Consider the following 20,472-nt stretch of genomic DNA (forward strand, 5'->3'; position numbering starts at 1 on the left):
ATCGTAGTTGACCACGTGCGGCAGCTGATCGATATCGATGCCGCGTGCGGCGATATCCGTGGCGACCAGCACTTGCAGCGTGCCGTCCTTGAACTCGGCGAGCGCGCGCGTACGAGCCGACTGGCTCTTATTGCCGTGAATCGCCAGTGCGCTGATGCTGTCTTTGGTCAGTTGTTCGGCAAGGCGGTTCGCGCCGTGCTTGGTGCGCGTGAACACCAGCACCTGGAACCAGTTGTGTTGCTTGATCAGGTGCGTGAGCAGCTCGCGCTTCTTGTCGCGGTCGACCGGGTGAATCTTCTGCGCGATGGTCTCTGCCGTCGTGTTGCGCCGCGCGACTTCGATCAATGCCGGCGAGTCGAGCAGGTTGTCGGCGAGCGTCTTGATCTCGTCTGAGAAAGTGGCCGAGAACAGCAGGTTCTGCCGCTTCGGCGGCAACTTCGCGAGCACGCGCTTGATGTCGTGGATGAAGCCCATGTCGAGCATGCGGTCGGCTTCGTCGAGCACGAGAATCTCGAGGTGCGAGAGATCGATGGTCTTCTGCTGCATGTGATCAAGCAAACGGCCCGGCGTGGCAACGACGATGTCCACGCCGCTGCGCAGCGCGCCGATCTGCGGATTGATGCCGACCCCGCCAAACATCACGGTCGACTTCAGTTTCAGGTACTTGCCATAGGCGCGCACGCTTTCTTCGACCTGCGCGGCCAGCTCACGCGTCGGGGTAAGGATCAGCGCGCGCACGACGCGCTTGCCCGAGGCCGTGGCGACAGCGGGCATGGTGTTCAGACGCTGCAGGATCGGCAGCGTGAAACCGGCGGTCTTGCCGGTGCCGGTCTGTGCGCCGGCCAGCAGATCGCCGCCGTTGAGCACGGCGGGGATTGCCTGGGTCTGGATCGGAGTCGGGGTGGTGTAGCCGAGTTCGTGTACAGCGCGGACCAGCGGTTCGGACAAGCCGAGGGAATCAAAAGACATAAATGCTCTTTGCAATGCAGTTTCGCGAACGGCACCAGACGGCACCAGAAGGACCCAGGTGGCCCGAATCAGGCCAAAGCGGGCACAAGCACGGCATGAACACGCCCACTTGGCGCGTTCGAGGCCAAAGCCCAGTTCCGGTCGCAGAGAAATCGGCGGCACGCGGGAAACGCGTGCCGAATGCTTCAACGCGCTATGCAGACACGTTGACTGGCCTTAAGTTGCATTTCGCCGCCGTGGGATGTTACGCGACGTAGCGCGCAACACTGACGAATTGACACAGACTGCCCGCCAGTACGAACAGGTGCCAGATACCATGTCCGTGCCGGATGCGCTCGTCGTTGATGAAGAAGTAGATGCCGGCGCTGTAGATGATCCCGCCGGCCACGAGCCAGGCGGTACCCGCTGCCGGTAAGGCTTGAACCAGCGGGCGGACGGCAACGAGCGCGAGCCATCCCATCAGGACATACAGCACCATCGAAACGCTGCGGGTGCGCCGCCCGAGCGTCAGTTCCTGCAAGATGCCGAGAGCGGCAAGCCCCCAGCTTACGCCGAACAGCGACCAGCCCCACGGCCCGCGCAACGTAACCAGCGTGAACGGCGTATAGCTGCCGGCGATCAGCAGGTAGATCGCCGAATGATCGCATTTTTGCAGAACCGCCTTGACGCGCGGGTTGCGCACGCTGTGGTAAAGCGTCGAGATAGCATACAGCACGAACAGCATTGCGCCGTAGACACTGAAACTCACCACCTTGTACGCGTCTCCGTCGAGCGCGCCCATCGTCACGAGCGCAGCAAGCCCCGCCACCGACAGCACGGCGCCGACGAGGTGGGTGATGCTATTGAAACGCTCTCCGACATGCACGGCTCTTTCCTCCTACGCGGTTTCATCAGGGTTAATCCCCACATGATACCGGTCCTGAAAAAACGAAGGGCGCGGCCGCGTGATTCGCAGGCCGCGCCCCAGGTGCTGCTAACGCTGCTTAGTCGAGCGGCGCCGAGCGCAGATCAGACACTTGCTGCGGCGACACAGCCGTACCGTGGTTGCCCCAGGTCATACGAATGTACGTCACCACAGCAGCTACTTCCGTGTTCGACAGCGCTTGCGCGAACGGCGGCATGCCGTACGGATGCGGGTTACCGTCCGTGCTCGGCGGATAACCGCCGTTGAGCACCATACGGATCGGGTTGACTGCCGACGGCATCTGGATCGACTGATTGTTGGCGAGCGGCGGGAAGGACGGCGGCATGCCGAGGCCGTTCTCCGCGTGGCACTTCGCGCAATTGTCAGCGTAGATCTTTTGGCCTTGCTTCAACAGTTCGCCACCGAACTTTTCCGACGTCTCGAGCTGCAGCGGTTCCGGTGCTTCGCTCTTCTGCGGAATGGTCTTCAGGTACGTGGCCATCGCGTTGATGTCTTCGTCCGACATGTACTGCAGGCTGTTGTGAACCACTTCAGCCATCGGACCGAACACGGCGCCGCGATTCGACACACCGGTCTTCAGCAGATCGGCGATGTCTTTGGTTTCCCAGTCGCCGAGGCCGGCTTCCTTGTTCGACGTCAGCGACGGTGCGTACCAGTTCTGCAGCGGGATCAGACCACCGGCGAACGCCGCCGAGCTGACCGGGCCGCCCATTGCGTTGATCGACGTGTGGCACATGCCGCAGTGGCCGAGGCCTTCGATCAGATACGCGCCACGGTTCCATTCCACCGACTTGGTCGGATCAGCCTTGTACTCGCCTTCGCGGAAGAACAGCGTGCGCCAGCCGATCAGCATGTTGCGCTGGTTGAACGGAAATTTCAGTTCGTGCGGACGGCTCGGCACATTGACCGGCGTGACCGAGCGCAGGTACGCGTAAATCGCGTCCGAGTCGGCGCGCGTGACCTTTGTGTAGCTCGTGAACGGGAAGCCCGGGTACAGCAGGCTGCCGTCTTTCGAACGGCCCGTGTGCATGGCGCGGTAGAAGTCGTCCTGTGTCCACTTGCCGATACCGTACTGGTCGTCAGGCGTGATGTTCGGCGTGAACATCGTGCCGAATGGCGTGGCCATGGGCAGGCCGCCGGCGAACTGCTTGCCGCCGCGCACCGTGTGGCAGGCGATACAGTCGCCGGCGCGGGCGAGGTATTCGCCCTTCTTGACCAGTGCGGCCTGGTCGGCGGGCGTTGCCGCCATGGCCGTGCCGTTATGCAGATTGTCGCCGCCCGACCACAGGACGGGAACGAGTGCGGCAGCCGCAACGACGACGACTGCCGAGAGGGCGAACAAAGACTTGCGTTTCATTTGAGTGTCTCTCCCGGTGCCTTATTGCGGTTCGCTGCCGCAGGCAAGCGGAGTCTTCATCGAGCGGGCCGGAGCCGGCACGGGGTTTGGTGGGGCCGTTTGCGTGGCAAGCCATGAAGCGACGGCGTTCACGTCATCGTCGGTGAGACGCGTGGCGATGGTGTGCATGCAATCAGGTGCGATGGCATGACGCGAGCCCGAACGCCATGCGCCCAGCTGCGCGCTGATGTAGTCCGAATGCAGACCGACCAGACCCGGGATAGCGGGTTCCATGCCGGTCAGCGCCTTGCCGTGGCACGCCGCGCAGGCCGGAATCTGTCGGGATGCGTCGCCGTTCAGCACGATCTGCTGGCCGCGCGCAACGATGGCCGCCGACACGGTCGGCTTGGCCGGCGTGGGGTACGGCGGACGTTGCTGCGAGAAGTACGTGGCGATCTGATGAAGGTAGTCGTCCGAGAGATACGTGACGAGGTAGTTCATGGGCGGATACTTGCGGCGCCCTTCGCGGAAGTTCTGCAACTGGTTGTACAGATAGTCTGCCGGCTTGCCCGCCAGACGCGGGAAGTAGTCGTTGTCGGTACCTTGGCCATGCGATCCGTGACAAGCCGTGCAACCTTGCACGCGCGCTTCCATCGTATCGGGGGCCTTCGGTTGAGTCTGCGCTTTCGCAGCGCTATAGACACCCGCGGAGCCGATCAGCAGAAGAGCGAGCAACGGGCGGAAAATGCGTCTTGAAGACACGCGTAACTCCATCAAAAGCGGGGACCTGACCGAACTTCGAGCGGCTCGGTGTGAAAGGCAGCCGGCGCTGCGGCGACGCAGCATTCTATCATCGAAGGCTGATGGTGGCTATTTGTCAGATTGGAGAAGGTTCCCTTTGTCACGCCCGTGCGACGGTTTGCCGCGCATCGCCGCGAGTGCAGGCTGGTCTGCCATGTCGAATGTATGTGCGTGATCGCTGGCACAAGTAACGTTCTTGCCGGCGTGTATGACAAACCAGGTTGAACCGACGCGCGCGGGGACCATCGAAGCGTACACTTCCGGGCGCGCCGGCCTCTGTCCGACGCGGACGCCTCCGGCTCAACGCCTACCGTTTTACTTTCCATAAGCTATCGGCCTTACATGAAGCTATTCAATTTTTCCCGTCCGGCGCTGCGTGCATCGACGTTCGGCGTCGCGGCCCTGGTCATGACATCCACGGCTTTCGCGCATGCGCATCTAGTGTCGAGCGAGCCTGCGGCGAACGCCGAAGTGGCCGCCCCCACGGAAGTGACGATCCATTTCACCGAGCCGCTCGAGCCGGCTTTCAGCAGGATCGATCTGAACGACGCAAGCGGCAAGCCCGCCGCAACGGCGGCGTCGCAAGTCGACCAAAGTGATGCGAAGGTGATGCACCTGCCGTTGCCGCAGTTGACGGCCGGCCGCTACGGCGTGCACTGGATCGCGGTTGCCACGGACGGCCACCGTACTCAAGGCAACTTCGCGTTCGTCGTCCAATGAACATCGACGGACTGTGGATCGGGCAGGTCGCCATGGCCGCGCTCATGAACGTCGCGTTTGCGTTTGCCGTCGGTTCGGCATTGCTCGGCGCGTGGCTCGCCAAGGACGCGAAGGCCAAGATCGCGCCGGCACGGCCCGCCTGGTTGCGCGCGCAACGGTCCATGCTGACGGCCACTGTCGTGCTGGTGCTCGCGGACCTCGGCTGGCTCCTGTATCAGGCGGCGTCGATGAGCGGCGTCGCGTTGCCGTCCGCGATTGGCGTGGTGCCGACTGTATTGACGCAAACGCATGTCGGCTACGGCTGGAGCGTGGCCTTCGCCGGCGCGCTGGTGTTGCTGGGCACGGCCATGGCGAGTCATACGGGCATGCTGCGCAATGCGCTGCTGTGGCTTGCGGTGATCGCGATCGCGGCGGGCAAGGCGTCGCTCGGGCATGCGGCCGATGCCGGCCCGACCTCGGCGGCGATCGGCATGCAGACGCTGCATGTGCTAGTCACGAGCGTGTGGGGCGGCCTGGCGATGGCAGCGGGCCTCTCGGTATTGCCCGCGCTCGGCACGTCGACCGCGCGTGGGATCCTGATCCGCACGGCGACGCAGGTGTCGCACGTATCGGTGGTGGCGGTCGGACTGGTGCTGATTACGGGCGTGTTCAATGCCGTGCGCGGTTCGGGCGGCTCGTTCGAGGCGATCGAGATGAGCACATGGGGCCACGTGCTGACGCTGAAGCTTGCGCTGGTCGCGCTTGCGCTGGTGCTCGGCGGACTCAACCGTTTCTCGGCGCTGCCGCGCTTGCGCCGCACGGCTTCGACGATGGACGCGCATACCTTCGTCAACGTGCTGTATCTGGAAGCGCTGGCGATGATCGGCGTGTTCGTCGCGGCTGCCGTGTTGTCGCACAGCGTGCCGGCGTTCGCCGCGTTGGGTTGAGTCGGCGTCAGGAAAAGTCAGGCGCGCGAATCACGGTGCGTGTCCCCGTTGCTTCGTCCATGCAACATAAAAAAGCGCCGCACAGCAAAAGCGTGCGGCGCAATACACACGGTCGCCCGGCGGTGGCCGGCTGATCCGTTACTGCCCTCTAGGCGGCGAGCGCGTTGTCCGCCCGTTCCAGCGTCTCTTGCGCAAACATCTCCTGCTGCAGTTCGCCGTCGTCGCCAAACCACTGGCAGATCAACCAGTACCCTGGCGCAAACAGCACCGGCCCGGTCCAGCTGACGGTCATCGGGCGTCCACCGGACCTGAGCGTCACGACGTCGCCGGCGCGGTAGGCAGGCTTTGGAGTGCTCGCAGATCTCTTTCCCAGTCGCATGGTGTGTTTCCGCTGAGTGAGACCGGTTATTCGAGGCCGAGCCGATGGCCAAGAATCGGCGCACAGAAAAGCGCGATCGCGCAGCCCGCGGCCTTGCCTTCCAGTTCCGCGCCCGCGGCGCGCGCGCCGTACATATGCGTCAACAGGTCGCAGAGCTGCGGCACGCAATACAGCACTGCGGCGGCGATAAAGCATTTTTCGACGACCGAGATGCGCCAGCCGCGTTCATAGGCGAGCATCGCGCCGATGATGCGCAGCACGCCGAACACTACCAGCGCGCCGACGGCGGCCTGTTCGCGGAGCAGATAGTCTGGAAGGAACTCGCCCATGGTGTTTCCCCGATGCATTGGTCGTTTGAATGCATTTGAGCAAGGAGTGGGCCATGTGTATGTCGGGTGCCGAACAAACGGCTTGAAAGCCTTTGTGGATAAGGCTTTTAGTGATGCGGTGCGAACTTTTGAAGGCCCGGAAAACGCGCTTTCGGGCCGTTCCGGTCCGTGATGTTACGTAACTGCGACGGCGTGACGTCACGCTCCCGTAACGCACGCCCTCGTGCCGGCTTTCTGCCGCGTCACGGGTCGTGCAAAAACAGAAACGCCGCCCGCAGGCGGCGTTCAACTACGTCATTACCATTCGGCGACGCTGCCATCCTCGTGGCGCCACACGGGATTGCGCCAGCGATGGCCGACCTTCGCCATTTCGCGGACTTTCTCTTCGTTCACTTCGATACCGAGGCCGGGGCCTTGCGGAATCGACACGAAGCCGTCTTCGTATTTGAAGACTTCGGGGTTCCTGATGTAATCGAGCAGGTCGTTGCCCTGGTTGTAGTGAATGCCCAGGCTTTGCTCCTGGATGAACGCGTTGTAGCTGACCGCATCGATCTGCAGACAGGTGGCCAACGCGATCGGACCGAGCGGGCAGTGCAGCGCGAGCGCGACGTCGTACGCTTCGGCCATCGACGCGATCTTGCGGCACTCGGTAATCCCACCCGCGTGCGACGCGTCCGGCTGGATGATGTCGACATAGCCACCCGACAGGATGTGCTTGAAGTCCCAGCGCGAATACAGACGTTCGCCCAAAGCGATCGGCGTATTGGTCTGATTGACGATGTCGCGCAAGGCTTCCGCGTTTTCCGACAGCACCGGTTCTTCGATGAAGAGCAGCTTGTACGGGTCGAGTTCCTTGGCCAGCACCTTGGCCATGGGCTTGTGCACACGGCCGTGAAAGTCCACGCCGATGCCGATGTTCGGCCCGACCGCTTCGCGCACGGCGGCGACGTTGTTGATGACGCCTTGCACCTTGTCGAAGGTGTCGATGATCTGCAATTCTTCCGAGCCATTCATCTTCACGGCCTTGAAGCCGCGTTCGACCACGGCGCGTGCATTGTTCGCGACATCGCTCGGACGGTCGCCGCCGATCCACGAATACACCTTGATCTTGTCGCGCACCTGGCCGCCCAGCAGCGCATGAATCGGCACGCCATGATGCTTACCCTTGATGTCCCACAGCGCCTGGTCGACCCCGGCGATCGCGCTCATGGTGATCGGGCCGCCGCGGTAGAAGCCTGAGCGATACATCACCTGCCAGTGGTCTTCGATCAAGAGCGGGTCTTTGCCGATCAGATAGTCGGACAGTTCCTCGACGGCGGCCGCCACGGTATGCGCGCGGCCTTCCACGACCGGCTCGCCCCAGCCGACGATGCCTTCGTCCGTTTCGATCTTGAGGAAGCACCAGCGTGGCGGAACGATGAAAGTTTCGAGCTTGGTGATTTTCATGGTGGTCCCATGCGAAATATTTCGAGGATTCACATGCTACAACAAAAGCGCGTTTAAGTAGTATTAATAGTATTATTGGCCAGATAGTGGCCAGCGTTTGTCGGAAGGCCGAGGGCGGCGAATCGCGGCCGAGACAGCGCCGAACCAGTGAGTCCGCCCGTTGAAATGCTGGATAATCGCGGTCGCGTTGCGGGCTCAGGTCTGATATCAACAGTGCCGCAAGGCTGTCGGGAGAAAACTATTCAGCATGATCTGCATGGGCGCGTGACCCATCTACTGGCAACCGCGATTCTGCGCGGCGACTACGCGCCCGACTCGATCCTGCCGCGCGAGGCGGAGTTGATGGACACCTTCGGCGTAAGCCGCACGGTGTTGCGCGAGGCGCTGCGCACGCTGACGTCGAAGGGGTTGATCGAATCGCGTCCGCGCGTGGGCACGCGGGTGCGGCCAAAAATCGCGTGGAATCTGCTCGATGTCGATGTGCTCGACTGGTACTCGCGCGTTGCCGAGCCGATGGCGTTCGCGCTCAAGCTGCAAGAGATGCGCGAGATGATCGAGCCGTACGCGGCGGGTCTGGCGGCGGCCTCGCATACGGACGACACCTTCAACGCGTTGGAGGCCGCGCATGCGTCGATGGTCGGGGCGCGCAATGTCGATGAATGGGTGCGGGCCGATCTGCAGTTTCATTTGAGCGTGCTGACGGCATGCAGCAACGAATTGCTGATTCCGCTCGGCACGCTGATCGAGCGCACGCTGGAAGCGCAATTACGCCTGAATGCGAAACGCGCGGATGTATTCAACGCATCGCTGGCCGAGCACACGGCGGTATTCGAAGCGATCCGCGAGCGTGATGCGGCGGCGGCGCGAGAGGCGATGGCGGGGTTGTTGGGCGTGACGCGCGGCAGGATCGAAGGGTGAGCGTGGCGCGAATGCGCCGGCGCTCCAGCTCGACATCAATGATCGTGCTCAATCCATCGCCGCATGCGCGACCGACGCATCCGGCGCGTGGCGCGCCGGACGGATCAACAGCAGCAACGGAATCACGAACAGCGTCGCCATGAACATCAGCTTGAAGTCGTTCAGATAGGCGATCATCGACGCCTGCTGCGTAATCGACGCGTTCAGCGCCGCCATGTCGTAGTTCGAGCCGCTGTTGAGCATCGGCTGGATCGCCGGATTGAACGGCGTGATATTGGCAACGAGGTCCGCATGCGAGACCTGCGTATTGCGCGTCATCAGCGTCTGCACGATCGAAATGCCGATACTGCTGCCGATATTGCGCATCAGGCTGTACGTGGCGGTGCCGTCCGCGCGCAACGCGGGCGTGAGCGTCGAGAAGGTCAGCGCGCTCAACGGCACGAACACGAGGCCGAGACCAAAGCCCTGGATCACGCCGGGCCAGACAATGTCCGACGCCGACAGCACGATCGTGTAATGCATCATCTGCCAGAGCGCGAACGCGGAGATCAGGAAGCCGGCGAGTAGTAGAAGCCGCGCATCGACCCGCTTCAATAGCCGCCCGGCGAACAGCATCGCGACCATGGTTCCCGCACCGCTCGGCGCCGTGACGAGACCCGTGGTCGCGACCGGATAGTTCATCAGGTTTTGCAGCATCGGCGGCAGCAACGCGCGCGTCGCATACATCACCGCGCCGATTACGAAGATAAAGAACGTGCCGGTGGCGAAGTTCGGATCCTTCAGCAACTCGTATTTGAAGAACGATTTCTTGCCGACCGTCGCGGTATGCACGAGGAAGAACGCGAAGCTGATTGCCGCGACGAGCGCCTCGACCACAATCTCATGCGAGCCGAACCAGTCGAGCTGCTCGCCGCGGTCGAGCATGGCCTGCAGTGCGCCGATAGCGAGACCGAGTGTGGCAAAGCCGAACGCGTCGAACTTCGCGTCGTGCTTCGGTTCGCGCGCGGGCAGGAAGGTCGCCACGCCGAACAGCGCGAACGCACCGATCGGCACGTTGATGAAAAACACCCAGCGCCAGTTGTAGCTATCGGTGAGCCAGCCGCCAAGCGTCGGTCCGAGAATCGGTCCGACCATCACGCCCATGCCCCACACCGCCATCGCCTGGCCCTGCTTTTCGCGCGGATTGATGTCGAGCAGGATCGACTGCGACAGCGGCACCAGTGAGGCCCCGAAAATGCCCTGCAGCAGCCGTGACGCGACGATCTGCGTCAGCGTCTCCGACAATCCGCACAGCGCCGAGGCCACCGTGAAGCCCCCGATCGAGAAGATCAGCAGCCGCTTCACGCTCAGCCGGTCGGACAGCCAGCCGGTCAGCGGCGTGGCGATCGCCGCCGCGACGATATACGACGTCAGCACCCACGTGATCTCATCCTGCGACGCGGACAGCGCGCCCTGCATGTGCGGCAGCGCGACGTTGGCAATCGTGCTGTCGAGCGTCTGGATCAGCGTCGCGAGCATGATCGAGACGGTGATCATCGGCCGGTTGAGCGGGGCGGCGGCGCTCGTCGGCGGGGAGTCGGAGGACATGTGGAAGCGGATCTTCGATATAGTAAGCATGCTTAGTATATCGGCTGCAAGCGCACGCGCCCACCAGGAATTATGCGGAGCCTGAATTGCGTGCATCCCGAACCCATTCGGCATCCAGTCGGCACCCACCCCGATGATGACAAGCGAAGGCCTTTCGTATAATCCGCGCATGAACACCCAACTCGAAGAACGCTTCGGCTTTCTGATTTCCGACGTCGGCCGCCTGACAGGCAAGCGTTTCGACGATCTCGCGAAGTCATCGGTCGATCTGACGCGCGCGCAGTGCCGCGTGCTGGCCAATCTCGCCCATTACGGCGACGTCAATCAGGCCCGGCTCGCGGATCTGCTCGAAGTCGCGCCGATTTCGGCGGGACGTCTGCTGGACCGGATGGAGGAGGGCGGCTGGATCGAGCGCACGGCCAATCCGCAGGATCGCCGCGAGCGGCAGGTACGGATGACGCCAAAGGCCGAGCGCACGCTCGGCAAGGCGCGCAAAGTGGGCGATGAAGTCGCGCTCGAAGCACTGAACGGGTTTACCGACGAAGAAGCGAAGCAACTGATCGCCTTGCTGCAAAGGGTACGCGGCAATCTCAGCCGCCTCGTGGATCGCTGAAGCCGCCGCACTCCCGCTGATGTCAGTGCTTACCGGCGGTTGCGGCGTTGTACCACGCTGAATTCGGTCCTTGACCTGCCAGGATTCATAGGCAGCGTGTCTGTCGATCTTTCACTCTGCCGTTCCTCTTGATCAGGTGTTATTGCCGCTCAGCCGGGACGTTCAGTCACCCGAGGCTGTCGTGCGCGATGCAGACGGCTGCAAGCCGGCCGACCAGGTCGGGGGGAGGTACGAATGAAAGCCATCTCGACAAGAACGACGTCGATCATCTTCGCCGCTGCCTTGGCCGGCTGCGGCGGTGGCGCGCAAGACGACATGACACCGGACCAGAAACGCGCTTCAGCACTGGGCCAGCGCTTCGAACCAAACCCGAAACTCGCTTCGGCACTGAAGCCGTACTTTGAGCAGCAGGTGGGTTGGCACCCGTGTGACAAGACCGGCTTGCCTTCGGCTTACGAGAAAATCGCAGAGTCTGCGCGTTTTCGTTGCGCGGATCTTCGCGCGCCGATGGATTGGGGAGATCCTGCCAAAGGCGAGATAACGATTGCAGTCACGCGGCTTGCCGTGAAGGATCCGACGACGCGCATTGGTTCGCTGCTATTCAATCCTGGTGGGCCGGGCGGAGACGGCCGCCTGACGAATCTCACCTTCCATGGCGAATTGGTTGGGATGGATGCGACTGTTTCCGGATCTGAGCGACAACTGCTCGAGGCGTACGATCTGATCGGCCATTCACCGCGAGGTATGGGTTCAAGCACGCAATTGACCTGCGGTTCGAACGAGCGCCTCAGCACCGTCTGGTGGGGCGGCGATGCCAGTGCGACAACCGTCGATGCGTTGCTGCGCAACGCCGAACTCAAATCGAGGGCGTGCCAGAACAACCCGCTCACCCCCTATATCAATACCGATCAGATTGCGCGGGACATGGATCTGATTCGGGCAATCTCCGGTGACGCCAAACTCAATTACGTGGGCCACTCGTATGGCGCATGGCTCGGTGCCTGGTATGCAGGGCTGTTTCCTGAGCGCGCCGGCAGAATGGTGCTGAGCGCGAATCTGGATTTCTCCGCGCGTACCTTCGCCGAAGCCGGCACCTTGCAGCAGCCGCCAGCAATCCAGCGAATCGCTGACGAGATCATTGGGCCCTACGCGGCACGCCATGACGCGCATTTCAATCTTGGCAGTGACCCGGCGGCGACACGGCACCTATTTGCGGCGTTGCCGCCGAGGCTGCAGGCAGCGGCTTCGTCCGCACTCGATCAATCGCGCGTATTTGGTCTGGCGGGCTACATCGATGAAGGGGCGTCTGTGTTCGTCGCGGCGAAAGGTGTGAAGCAGATACTCGAGCAGAACCCCGGTAGTACGCAGGATCAGGTTCTGGCACTTGCCAGGCATCACGTGTTTTCGCGCCATGGGCTCGCGAACCGGATGGCACTCGAGATCGCAACGAAGGTTGTCATCCCCAAGTACTTTGAAGCTGCTCAACCTGCCATCTTCGAAGACGACGCGCTGCATATGACACCCGAGGCTGCCGTGGATTTGGCGGTCATGTGTAACGACACGCCTGCGTTGAGCACGAGCAGGCAATTCTGGATCGACAAGCACCGGGACTATGCGCAGCGATATCCGCTGGGCAGTGGCCAGTTGGGTGGTAGCGTGCTCAATTTCAGTTGCCTGTTCTGGAAGTCGCCGCAGCCGACGGTAATCAAGCCGAGCATCGACGCGGTGGCGCGCGCGCCGTCAATCCTCATGATTCAGGCGCAATTCGATGGTTTCACCGCTGCCGAGGGTGCGCTGCGCATGTTCGGCAGACTCCCGAACGCGAGCTTGCTCTACATAAAAGACGAGCACTCGCATCACGGTTATCCGATCGGCAACCCGTGTGTGGACGAACCGGTCACGCGCTACTTGCTGACCGGCACACTGCCGCCTCGACGGGTGGACTGCGAGGACAGCAGGAAGCTATGGCTCGATGCCGGGAACGAGTTGGATCCGGTCTGACCTATAGCCGTGTTGCACGGCCCGAGCAGCGCAAGTGGCTCGATCTTTTGATCGGTTGGCGGGTTGAGCAGGGTGCGCCCGCAAATGAGCGGGCCGCCGCCGGTTATCGAGAGCGTGCGGCTACTTGGCCTCGGAGGCCGCAACCGCACCGGACGGCTGGACCAGTTCGAAGCAGGCAGCCGGCGTGGCAGGCGGTTTCGCTTTTGAATCGGGTTGCTGCGGGTCGATGCATTTGAACGCGCTCTGATCGCGTTGAACAAAGATCGTATCGGCGGGGGCGGTATTACCACGAGCATCATTCACGACGGCAACGATCTTGTAGCCGTCCTGCAGCAACGTCGAAAGCGTGATTGGACTGGTGCGCCACTGACTGTCGGAAGGCGTCTGGGCGGCGGCGGTGAGCGGCGCTGCGCCAACGAGAAGCACGATGGATGCGGTGGCCACGGCAAGCGCGGCGATGCGGAACGTCATCGAGAAACCTCCTTGAAGTTGCTGTTTGGAAAGCCAAAACAAAAAAGCCGCTGACCTTGTGGATCAGCGGCTTTTTCTTGCAACTGGTGGCGAATCAGGGACTCGAACCCCGGACCTGCGGATTATGATTCCGTCGCTCTAACCAACTGAGCTAATTCGCCGAAAGAAGCGAGATTATGAGGATAGGGCCGGGGGCTGTCAACCCCAGCCGCACAACTTTTTTAAATTGCCCATCCGTCAGGCGTTTCAGTCCTTCGCGTAAATATCCGAGTCCTTGGTTTCCTTGACGAACAGCAGACCGATCACCAGCGTGATGAGCGCGATCACAATCGGATACCACAGCCCCGAGTAGATGTTGCCCTTGGCCGCCACGATCGCGAATGCAGTGGCCGGCAGGAAGCCGCCGAACCAGCCATTGCCGATGTGATACGGCAGCGACATCGAGGTATAGCGGATGCGAGTCGGGAACATCTCCACCAGCATCGCCGCGATCGGCCCATACACCATCGTCACGTAGATCATCATGATCGTCAGGATCACCACGCTCATCGGCCAGTTGATCTGCGACGGATCGGCCTTCGGCGGGTAGCCGGCGGTCTTCAGCGTCGTGGCCAGGGTCTTGTCGAACACCTTGCCCTGGTCCTTGGCGTCGGCGGCCTTGCCGTCATACGTGTTGATCACCGTATCGCCGACCTTGATCTCCGCCAGCGTGCCTGCCGGCGCCGCGACGTTCTCGTAGTTCAAGCCGGCTTTCGAGAGCGCGCTCTTGGCGATGTCGCACGAACTCGTGAACTTCGAGGTGCCGACCGGATTGAACTGGAACGAGCACTCGTCCGGGTTCGCAATTACGACGATCGGCGCTTTTGCCGTAGCCGCTTCCAGCGCTGGATTCGTGTAGTGAGTCAGCGCCTTGAACAGCGGGAAGTACGTGCACGCAGCAATCAGCAGGCCGGCCATGATGATCGGCTTGCGGCCGATGCGGTCCGACAGCGAGCCGAAGAACAGGAAGAACGGCGTGCCGATCAGCAGCGCGATCGCGATCAGGATGTTGGCGCTGCTGCCATCCACCTTCAGCGTCTGCGTCAGGAAGAACAGCGTGTAGAACTGGCCCGTGTACCAGACCACGGCCTGGCCGGCGGTCAGGCCGATCAGCGCGAGAATCACGATCTTCAGGTTCTTCCATTGACCGAATGCTTCGGACAGCGGTGCCTTCGAGGTCTTGCCTTCGGCCTTGATGCGCTCGAATACCGGCGACTCATGCAATTGCAGCCGAATCCACACCGAGACGGCGAGCAGGAGGATCGACACGACGAACGGAATGCGCCAGCCCCACGCGCCGAACGCGTCTTCGCCCATAGCCGTGCGCACGCCGAGAATCACCAGCAGCGAGAGGAACAGGCCGAGGGTGGCGGTCGTCTGGATCCATGCGGTGTAGAAGCCGCGACGTCCCGCAGGCGCATGTTCCGCGACATAGGTCGCCGCACCGCCATATTCACCGCCGAGCGCGAGACCTTGCAGCATCCGCATCGCGATGAACATCACCGGCGAGGCCATGCCGATCGATGCATAACCCGGCAGGAAGCCAACCAGGAACGTCGACAAGCCCATGATCACGATGGTGACGAGGAAGGTGTACTTGCGCCCCACCATATCGCCGAGGCGTCCGAACACGATCGCGCCGAACGGCCGCACCGCGAAGCCGGCGGCGAAGCTGAGGAGCGTGAAGATGAAGGCGGCCGTCGGATTGACGCCGGAGAAGAAGCTCTTGCTGATGAAAGCCGCAAGCGAGCCGGCCAGATAGAAGTCGTACCACTCGAAAACCGTGCCTAGCGACGATGCGAAGATTACCCGCTTCTCATCGTGCGTCATCGGCACGTGCGAGATTTGCCCGCCAACGGTAGCCATATGTCGTCTCCAATATTGATATGTACACGCGGTCCGCCGGCAAGGCGTTCCCGTGAAACCGATTATTGGAGTGGAAACTTACGGCGTACTGACGTGGCGGGGCGAAATGGCAGTCCCAACCGCACAGGCGTAATTTGGATCAAAATACCTCAACCAGCGCATAAATTCTTCTAAGGCGCGACAAACGTATCTCAATATAGCGGCGTCCAGGAGCTGGATGCTTGCGCGCCTAGGGTAAGTCCCGTACCCGTTCGAGCACCTGCAAGCTGACACGAACGAGCGTTCCTGCAAGCCGTGGGGAAGTTTGATAGACGTTATCGTCGATCGTCATCTCGCCGCGGTGCATCGTCGCGATCTCTCGGACGATCGCGAGCCCAAGGCCGCTGCCGTCGCCTTCGCGGCCGAGAATCCGGTAAAAGCGCTCGACTACCCGCGGGCGTTCGGCTACCGGAATGCCAAGCCCCGTGTCTTCCACTTCGAGATGCACGCGCCGCGCCGTCGCGTCATGTCTGACCCGCACGGTGATCCGGCCGCCAGCCGGCGTGTAGCGGATCGCGTTGTCGATCAGATTCGACAGCATCTCCCGCAGCATGACCGGATTGCCGTCGACTTCGACTGGTTCTTCGGGCGCTTCGTAACCGAGGTCCATCTGTTTGGCGAGGGCGGCCTGAACCCAGTCGCGCACGGCGCTGCGCGCGACTTCCGTCACTTCGACCGGGGTGAAAATCTGGCCCGACATGCGGTTTTCCGCGCGCGCGAGAGCCAGCAACTGGGTGACCAGACGCGCCGCGTGCTCCGAACTGGTGGCGATCTGTTCGAGCGAGCGGTGGACTTCCGCGGAGGCGTCCTGGCGCAGCGCGAGTTCAGCCTGGGTGCGCAGGCCGGCAAGTGGCGTTTTCATCTGATGCGCGGCGTCGGCGATAAAGCGCTTCTGCAACTCCATGTTCTGTTCGAGGCGCGTCAGCAGATCGTTGAACGACGTCACCAGCGGTTCGATTTCCGGCGGAGCGCGGCGCGCTTCGAGCGGCGACAGATCGTCAGGGCGGCGCGCGCGAATATGCGCCTGCAGCGCATGCAGCGGCGCGAGCCCGCGCGACAGGCCGAACCAGACCAGCAGGATCGCCAGCGGCAAGATCACGAACTGCGGCAGGATCACGCCTTTGATGATGTCGTTGGCAAGCTGGCTGCGCTTGTCGAGCGTCTCGGCAACCTGCACCAGCACCGGCTGCGCGCCGGGTGTCTGCGGAAACTCGACGGTCGTATAGGCGACGCGGATATCGTTGCCGCGCAGCATGTCGTCACGGAATTCGACGAGACCCGGCGGCGGCCGGTCTTCCTCGTGCGGCAGCGGCATGTCGCGCTCGCCGCCCACCAGTTCGCCGCGGGTGCCGAGCACCTGATAGAACACGCTGTCCACGTTGTCGGCGCGCAGGAAGTCGCGGGTGGAGTCGGGCAGCGAGAGCTCCGCCACGCCGTTGACCGGATGGATCTGGCGGGCTAGCACATAGGCGTCGGTTTCGAGCGCGCGGTCAAATGGACCGTTGGCGATCGACTTGGCGACCAGGTAGGTGACCGCGAGGCTCATCGGCCAGAGCAGCAGCAGCGGCGCCAGCATCCAGTCGAGAATCTCGCCGAACAGCGAGCGCGGGCGTGCTTCAGCGGCGGCTTCGGTTTCGTCGGGCGGGGCGAACGGATTGGCGTAGCGCTCGTCGCGCGCCTCGTCGAGGTCCGCCGCGTGCGCCGTAGCGCGGTCTGCCCGTGCGGACATGGGCGTGCTCTATTTGTAGTGATGGCTCGCCGGCATCGCTGCCGACGGGGACGAAGGGGATGAGGAGGGCGGCTCGGGCTCGGCGGGGCTGCTTGCGCTCATGCCGGCGCTCAGGTGTGCGTTCGCGTTCATGTTCGTTGGCAGGGCGGCTTTTTCAAGGCAATACCCGAGCCCCCGCACGGTGATGATACGCACGCCGCTCGGCTCGATCTTCTTGCGTAGCCGGTGCACATAAACTTCGATCGCGTTATTGCTGACTTCCTCGCCCCATTCGCACAGATGGTCGACGAGCTGTTCCTTCGACACCAGCCGGCCGATCCGTTGCAGCAGGACTTCGAGCAAACCAAGTTCGCGTGCCGACAGGTCGATCACCTGCTCGTTGACATAGGCGATCCGGCCGACCTGATCGAACGACAGCGAGCCGTGCCGCACCACGGTCGGGCCGCCGCCCGCGCCGCGCCGGGTCAGCGCGCGCACGCGCGCCTCGAGTTCATTGAGCGCGAAGGGCTTGGCCATGTAATCGTCGGCGCCGAGATCGAGACCCTTGACGCGTTCGTCGACGCTGTCCGCCGCCGTCAGAATCAACACCGGCACGGTCGAATTGCGGGCGCGCAGGCGGCGCAGCACCTCGAGCCCCGACATGCGCGGCAGGCCCAGATCGAGGATCAGCAGGTCGAAAGTCTGCATCGAAAGGGCGGTATCCGCCTCGACGCCGCTCTTCACATGATCGACGGCATAGGCCGATTGGCGGAGTGATCGAACCAGACCGTCCGCGAGTATGCTGTCGTCTTCGGCAATCAGAATTCGCATGGTGCGCCAACCTGGCCTTGCCGGCACCGTGGGTATCCATGGCGCACAGCGGTCTCCGAAAATTATTGTGGGTAGTTGGGCGGCGCGACGGTAAAAATGCGCGTTCGCATGAGAATCGCGCTTGCCAAAACTACTGTTTTTTTATACAGTGTCTGAGTTTCGTGTGCTGTCCTTTCCGAGAGGTTGAACTCGTGGGCTGCACATCTGCCTCAGACGCCGTTCATCATAGCAAAGGACGATTCATGGAAGAAAGCAAGAAAGGCTCGGCTGGACTGACTGCTGAAAAGAGCAAGGCACTCGCTGCCGCGCTTGCGCAGATCGAAAAGCAGTTCGGCAAAGGGTCGGTCATGCGGCTCGGCGCAGGTGAGGTAGTCGAAGACATCCAGGTGGTCTCAACCGGATCACTCGGCCTCGACATCGCGCTGGGCGTCGGCGGTTTGCCGCGTGGCCGTGTAGTCGAAATTTATGGCCCGGAATCGTCCGGTAAAACCACGCTGACGCTGCAAGTCATCGCCGAAATGCAGAAGATCGGCGGCACGGCAGCGTTTATCGACGCGGAACACGCACTGGACATCCAGTATGCGGGCAAGCTCGGTGTGAACGTGAACGACCTGCTGGTTTCGCAGCCGGACACCGGTGAACAGGCGCTCGAAATTGCCGACGCACTGGTGCGCTCGGGCTCGATCGACATGATCGTGATCGACTCGGTCGCGGCACTTGTGCCGAAGGCTGAAATCGAAGGCGAAATGGGCGACTCGCTGCCGGGTCTGCAAGCGCGTCTGATGTCGCAAGCGCTGCGCAAGCTCACCGGCACGATCAAGCGCACGAACTGCCTCGTGATCTTCATCAACCAGATCCGTATGAAGATCGGCGTGATGTTCGGCAACCCGGAAACCACCACCGGTGGTAACGCGCTGAAGTTCTACGCGTCGGTGCGTCTGGACATTCGCCGGATCGGCTCGATCAAGAAGAACGACGAAGTGATCGGCAATGAAACGCGCGTGAAGGTCGTGAAGAACAAGGTGTCGCCACCGTTCCGGGAAGCGATTTTCGACATTCTGTACGGCGAGGGCATTTCGCGTCAGGGTGAAGTCATCGACCTCGGCGTGCAGGCAAAGATCGTGGACAAGGCCGGCGCCTGGTATAGCTACAACGGCGAACGGATTGGTCAGGGTAAGGACAACGCGCGCGAATTTTTGCGTGAAAATCCGGACGTCGCCCGTGAGATCGAAAACCGTATCCGTGAATCGCTGGGCGTGAATGCCATGGCTGAAGCGGCAACGGGCGTCAGCGCCGAAGTTGCGGGCGAAGAAGAGTAACCCACACGTGATCCGCAAGGGCCGGCCGCTGTCCAACGCTGCTAAAGACGGACGCAACGCGGACGGCCCGCGTGACGGTGATGACGATTCGTTTGAGTCGTCGTCATCGTCTTCCTCTGAACCTTCCTCATCAGCTTCTTCGTCGAGCTCCAGGTCCACCCGGTCGTTTGGGCGATCGTCGGGAAACTCGTTTGGCGGTTCGTCTAGTCGTTCCTCAGGCAGTTCCTCAGGCAGTTCATTTGGGCGTTCCTCGAACAGCTCGTTTGGCAATTCCTCCGGGCGTTCCTCGAACAGCTCGTTTGGCAATTCCTCCGATCGTTCTTCGAACAGTTCGTTCGGCGGCTCGTCGGGCAGTTCGTCTTCGTCTAATAGTTCGTTCGGCAAGTCTTCTGGAAGCTCTTTCGGGCGTTCCACCTCGCGTGCGCCGCGCTATCCGGGCAGCAACGTCACATCGCAGCGCTCATCCACATCAGCTCCCGATCCCTTTGCCGCAGCCGGCGAGGCCGATCCGTTCGAGCCATTCGAATCGTTCGACGCGCACGATCGCGCCGCAGGTCGTCAGTCGCAGTCTGACTCTTCCGCGCAAGACACAACAGACCCGTCCGAGACCACCTATACCCGCTCGCGCCGCACACCCGGCGAGGCGAAGTCCGGGCAGGACGATGCAAAAAAATCCCAACGCCCAGCCCGTTCCCTAAAAGGACGGGCGCTCGGCTATTTGTCCCGGCGTGAATACAGCCGCGCCGAACTGGCGCGCAAGCTGAAGCCATTCGTCGAAGAAACCGATTCGCTCGACACCTTGCTCGATACGCTGGAAGCTGAAAACTGGCTGTCCGACTCACGCTTTGCCGAAAGCCTGCTCCATCGGCGCGCGTCGCGCCTGGGTGCGAGCCGGATCGTCGGCGAATTGAAGCAGCACGCGGTCGACCAGACGCTAGTCGAGGAAGCGAGTGCGCAGCTGCGTGAAACCGAACTCGCGCGTGCACAGGCCGTCTGGCAGAAGAAATTCGGCCGGCTTCCCGAAACGGCTGCCGAGCGGGCCAAGCAGGCGCGCTTTCTGGCATCGCGCGGTTTCTCGGGTGCCACGATCGGCAAAATTCTCAAAGGTATCGACGAAGAGTAGAGCGGCGACTAGCTGAGTACCGCGAGCATAGGTACCGTACAGCCCCCGGCGCGAAAATCTTCGCGCTTTGCTGTCAGCACAGTCTCACTTCGAGATAGCGTCTGCCGCGCTCCCCGGCCCGCCGCG

The 20,472-nt window shown here is 62.2% G+C and carries 19 protein-coding genes, 1 tRNA gene and 1 pseudogene; 8 read left to right on the forward strand and 13 right to left on the reverse strand.

Features of this window, described 5'->3' with window-relative positions:
- The 4 genes from QOC89_RS16285 to QOC89_RS16300 all read right to left on the reverse strand — a co-directional run.
- Positions 1 to 969 (reverse strand): DEAD/DEAH box helicase (locus QOC89_RS16285; RefSeq protein WP_323045952.1); only part of this gene is annotated, 969 nt, incomplete at its 3' end.
- Positions 970 to 1,213: 244 nt separating this feature from the next.
- Positions 1,214 to 1,834 carry a PAQR family membrane homeostasis protein TrhA gene (trhA, locus tag QOC89_RS16290; protein ID WP_323045953.1) on the reverse strand — a complete coding sequence of 207 codons (621 nt, stop codon included), beginning with the start codon at positions 1,832 to 1,834 and terminating at the stop codon, positions 1,214 to 1,216.
- Between the two features lie 118 nt (positions 1,835 to 1,952).
- On the reverse strand, positions 1,953 to 3,251 hold the full coding sequence (locus QOC89_RS16295; RefSeq protein ID WP_323045954.1) for a cytochrome c: 1,299 nt from the start codon (positions 3,249 to 3,251) through the stop codon (positions 1,953 to 1,955).
- Between the two features lie 21 nt (positions 3,252 to 3,272).
- Entirely contained in the window at positions 3,273 to 4,004 is a 732-nt protein-coding gene (locus QOC89_RS16300; RefSeq protein ID WP_323045955.1) for a c-type cytochrome, read from the reverse strand.
- 369 nt (positions 4,005 to 4,373) lie between these two features.
- Between QOC89_RS16300 and copC the strand changes: the two genes are divergently transcribed.
- Positions 4,374 to 4,751 carry a copper homeostasis periplasmic binding protein CopC gene (copC, locus tag QOC89_RS16305; RefSeq protein WP_323045956.1) on the forward strand — a complete coding sequence of 126 codons (378 nt, stop codon included), beginning with the start codon at positions 4,374 to 4,376 and terminating at the stop codon, positions 4,749 to 4,751.
- Positions 4,748 to 5,677 (forward strand): CopD family protein, encoded by a 930-nt coding sequence (locus tag QOC89_RS16310; protein ID WP_323045957.1) that lies wholly within the window; start codon positions 4,748 to 4,750, stop codon positions 5,675 to 5,677. Before copC ends, QOC89_RS16310 begins: the two co-directional genes overlap by 4 nt.
- 148 nt (positions 5,678 to 5,825) lie before the next feature.
- Here QOC89_RS16310 and QOC89_RS16315 read toward each other — a convergent pair whose 3' ends face one another.
- Together QOC89_RS16315 and QOC89_RS16320 are read right to left on the reverse strand one after the other, a co-directional pair.
- Positions 5,826 to 6,056, reverse strand: coding sequence for a YodC family protein (locus QOC89_RS16315; RefSeq protein WP_323045958.1), 231 nt, complete (start codon positions 6,054 to 6,056; stop codon positions 5,826 to 5,828).
- Positions 6,057 to 6,082: 26 nt separating this feature from the next.
- Positions 6,083 to 6,385, reverse strand: a complete 303-nt coding sequence (locus QOC89_RS16320) for a hypothetical protein (RefSeq protein ID WP_323045959.1) — start codon at positions 6,383 to 6,385, stop codon at positions 6,083 to 6,085.
- Here QOC89_RS16320 and QOC89_RS16325 point away from each other — a divergent pair.
- Positions 6,384 to 6,557 carry a hypothetical protein gene (locus QOC89_RS16325; RefSeq protein ID WP_323045960.1) on the forward strand — a complete coding sequence of 58 codons (174 nt, stop codon included), beginning with the start codon at positions 6,384 to 6,386 and terminating at the stop codon, positions 6,555 to 6,557. The two genes, QOC89_RS16320 and QOC89_RS16325, sit on opposite strands and share 2 nt — an antisense overlap.
- A gap of 125 nt (positions 6,558 to 6,682) precedes the next feature.
- Here the strand turns inward: QOC89_RS16325 and dgoD are convergent, their stop codons facing one another.
- On the reverse strand, positions 6,683 to 7,831 hold the full coding sequence (dgoD, locus tag QOC89_RS16330) for a galactonate dehydratase (RefSeq protein ID WP_093635551.1): 1,149 nt from the start codon (positions 7,829 to 7,831) through the stop codon (positions 6,683 to 6,685).
- A 165-nt stretch (positions 7,832 to 7,996) separates the two neighbouring features.
- Here dgoD and QOC89_RS16335 point away from each other — a divergent pair, with 165 nt between their 5' ends.
- Positions 7,997 to 8,749 carry a FadR/GntR family transcriptional regulator gene (locus QOC89_RS16335; protein WP_416340408.1) on the forward strand — a complete coding sequence of 251 codons (753 nt, stop codon included), beginning with the start codon at positions 7,997 to 7,999 and terminating at the stop codon, positions 8,747 to 8,749.
- 48 nt (positions 8,750 to 8,797) lie between these two features.
- On the opposite strand, the gene QOC89_RS16340 is transcribed toward QOC89_RS16335, so the two are convergent.
- Positions 8,798 to 10,336 (reverse strand): DHA2 family efflux MFS transporter permease subunit, encoded by a 1,539-nt coding sequence (locus tag QOC89_RS16340; protein ID WP_323045962.1) that lies wholly within the window; start codon positions 10,334 to 10,336, stop codon positions 8,798 to 8,800.
- Between the two features lie 169 nt (positions 10,337 to 10,505).
- Here QOC89_RS16340 and QOC89_RS16345 point away from each other — a divergent pair, with 169 nt between their 5' ends.
- Entirely contained in the window at positions 10,506 to 10,949 is a 444-nt protein-coding gene (locus QOC89_RS16345) for a MarR family winged helix-turn-helix transcriptional regulator (RefSeq protein WP_179734233.1), read from the forward strand.
- A gap of 234 nt (positions 10,950 to 11,183) precedes the next feature.
- Positions 11,184 to 12,950, forward strand: coding sequence for an alpha/beta hydrolase (locus QOC89_RS16350; RefSeq protein ID WP_323045963.1), 1,767 nt, complete (start codon positions 11,184 to 11,186; stop codon positions 12,948 to 12,950).
- Positions 12,951 to 13,070: 120 nt separating this feature from the next.
- On the opposite strand, the gene QOC89_RS16355 is transcribed toward QOC89_RS16350, so the two are convergent.
- The 5 genes from QOC89_RS16355 to QOC89_RS16375 form a co-directional block, all read right to left on the reverse strand.
- Entirely contained in the window at positions 13,071 to 13,421 is a 351-nt protein-coding gene (locus tag QOC89_RS16355; protein WP_323045964.1) for a hypothetical protein, read from the reverse strand.
- Between the two features lie 84 nt (positions 13,422 to 13,505).
- Positions 13,506 to 13,582 (reverse strand) — tRNA-Met (locus QOC89_RS16360).
- Between the two features lie 85 nt (positions 13,583 to 13,667).
- Complete coding sequence (locus tag QOC89_RS16365; RefSeq protein WP_323045965.1) at positions 13,668 to 15,326, reverse strand: MFS transporter; 1,659 nt, start codon at positions 15,324 to 15,326, stop codon at positions 13,668 to 13,670.
- 229 nt (positions 15,327 to 15,555) lie between these two features.
- The gene (locus tag QOC89_RS16370) at positions 15,556 to 17,094 is read right to left on the reverse strand and encodes a sensor histidine kinase (RefSeq protein WP_323045966.1); all 1,539 of its coding nucleotides are present in this window, start codon (positions 17,092 to 17,094) and stop codon (positions 15,556 to 15,558) included.
- A 9-nt stretch (positions 17,095 to 17,103) separates the two neighbouring features.
- Complete coding sequence (locus tag QOC89_RS16375; protein WP_323045967.1) at positions 17,104 to 17,904, reverse strand: response regulator transcription factor; 801 nt, start codon at positions 17,902 to 17,904, stop codon at positions 17,104 to 17,106.
- Between the two features lie 242 nt (positions 17,905 to 18,146).
- On the opposite strand from QOC89_RS16375, the gene recA reads away from it, so the two are divergent.
- Positions 18,147 to 19,223, forward strand: a complete 1,077-nt coding sequence (recA, locus tag QOC89_RS16380) for a recombinase RecA (protein ID WP_179734197.1) — start codon at positions 18,147 to 18,149, stop codon at positions 19,221 to 19,223.
- 313 nt (positions 19,224 to 19,536) lie between these two features.
- Positions 19,537 to 20,346: pseudogene (gene recX / locus QOC89_RS16385) on the forward strand (recombination regulator RecX); the annotation flags it as partial.
- Positions 20,347 to 20,472 lie beyond the last annotated feature (126 nt).

The sequence above is a fragment of the Paraburkholderia sp. genome (assembly GCF_034668105.1).
GTDB lineage: Bacteria > Pseudomonadota > Gammaproteobacteria > Burkholderiales > Burkholderiaceae > Paraburkholderia.

Bases quoted from the DNA above. Each gene is read 5' to 3' on its own strand.
- QOC89_RS16325 (WP_323045960.1), top strand. From the start codon at position 6,384: ATGGTGTTTCCCCGATGCATTGGTCGTTTGAATGCATTTGAGCAAGGA.
- QOC89_RS16370 (WP_323045966.1), bottom strand. From the start codon at position 17,094: ATGTCCGCACGGGCAGACCGCGCTACGGCGCACGCGGCGGACCTCGAC.
- copC (WP_323045956.1), top strand. From the start codon at position 4,374: ATGAAGCTATTCAATTTTTCCCGTCCGGCGCTGCGTGCATCGACGTTC.
- QOC89_RS16365 (WP_323045965.1), bottom strand. From the start codon at position 15,326: ATGGCTACCGTTGGCGGGCAAATCTCGCACGTGCCGATGACGCACGAT.
- QOC89_RS16315 (WP_323045958.1), bottom strand. From the start codon at position 6,056: ATGCGACTGGGAAAGAGATCTGCGAGCACTCCAAAGCCTGCCTACCGC.
- QOC89_RS16375 (WP_323045967.1), bottom strand. From the start codon at position 17,904: ATGCGAATTCTGATTGCCGAAGACGACAGCATACTCGCGGACGGTCTG.
- QOC89_RS16350 (WP_323045963.1), top strand. From the start codon at position 11,184: ATGAAAGCCATCTCGACAAGAACGACGTCGATCATCTTCGCCGCTGCC.
- QOC89_RS16335 (WP_416340408.1), top strand. From the start codon at position 7,997: ATGCTGGATAATCGCGGTCGCGTTGCGGGCTCAGGTCTGATATCAACA.
- QOC89_RS16320 (WP_323045959.1), bottom strand. From the start codon at position 6,385: ATGGGCGAGTTCCTTCCAGACTATCTGCTCCGCGAACAGGCCGCCGTC.
- QOC89_RS16355 (WP_323045964.1), bottom strand. From the start codon at position 13,421: ATGACGTTCCGCATCGCCGCGCTTGCCGTGGCCACCGCATCCATCGTG.
- recA (WP_179734197.1), top strand. From the start codon at position 18,147: ATGGAAGAAAGCAAGAAAGGCTCGGCTGGACTGACTGCTGAAAAGAGC.
- QOC89_RS16300 (WP_323045955.1), bottom strand. From the start codon at position 4,004: ATGGAGTTACGCGTGTCTTCAAGACGCATTTTCCGCCCGTTGCTCGCT.
- dgoD (WP_093635551.1), bottom strand. From the start codon at position 7,831: ATGAAAATCACCAAGCTCGAAACTTTCATCGTTCCGCCACGCTGGTGC.
- QOC89_RS16295 (WP_323045954.1), bottom strand. From the start codon at position 3,251: ATGAAACGCAAGTCTTTGTTCGCCCTCTCGGCAGTCGTCGTCGTTGCG.
- QOC89_RS16345 (WP_179734233.1), top strand. From the start codon at position 10,506: ATGAACACCCAACTCGAAGAACGCTTCGGCTTTCTGATTTCCGACGTC.
- QOC89_RS16310 (WP_323045957.1), top strand. From the start codon at position 4,748: ATGAACATCGACGGACTGTGGATCGGGCAGGTCGCCATGGCCGCGCTC.
- QOC89_RS16340 (WP_323045962.1), bottom strand. From the start codon at position 10,336: ATGTCCTCCGACTCCCCGCCGACGAGCGCCGCCGCCCCGCTCAACCGG.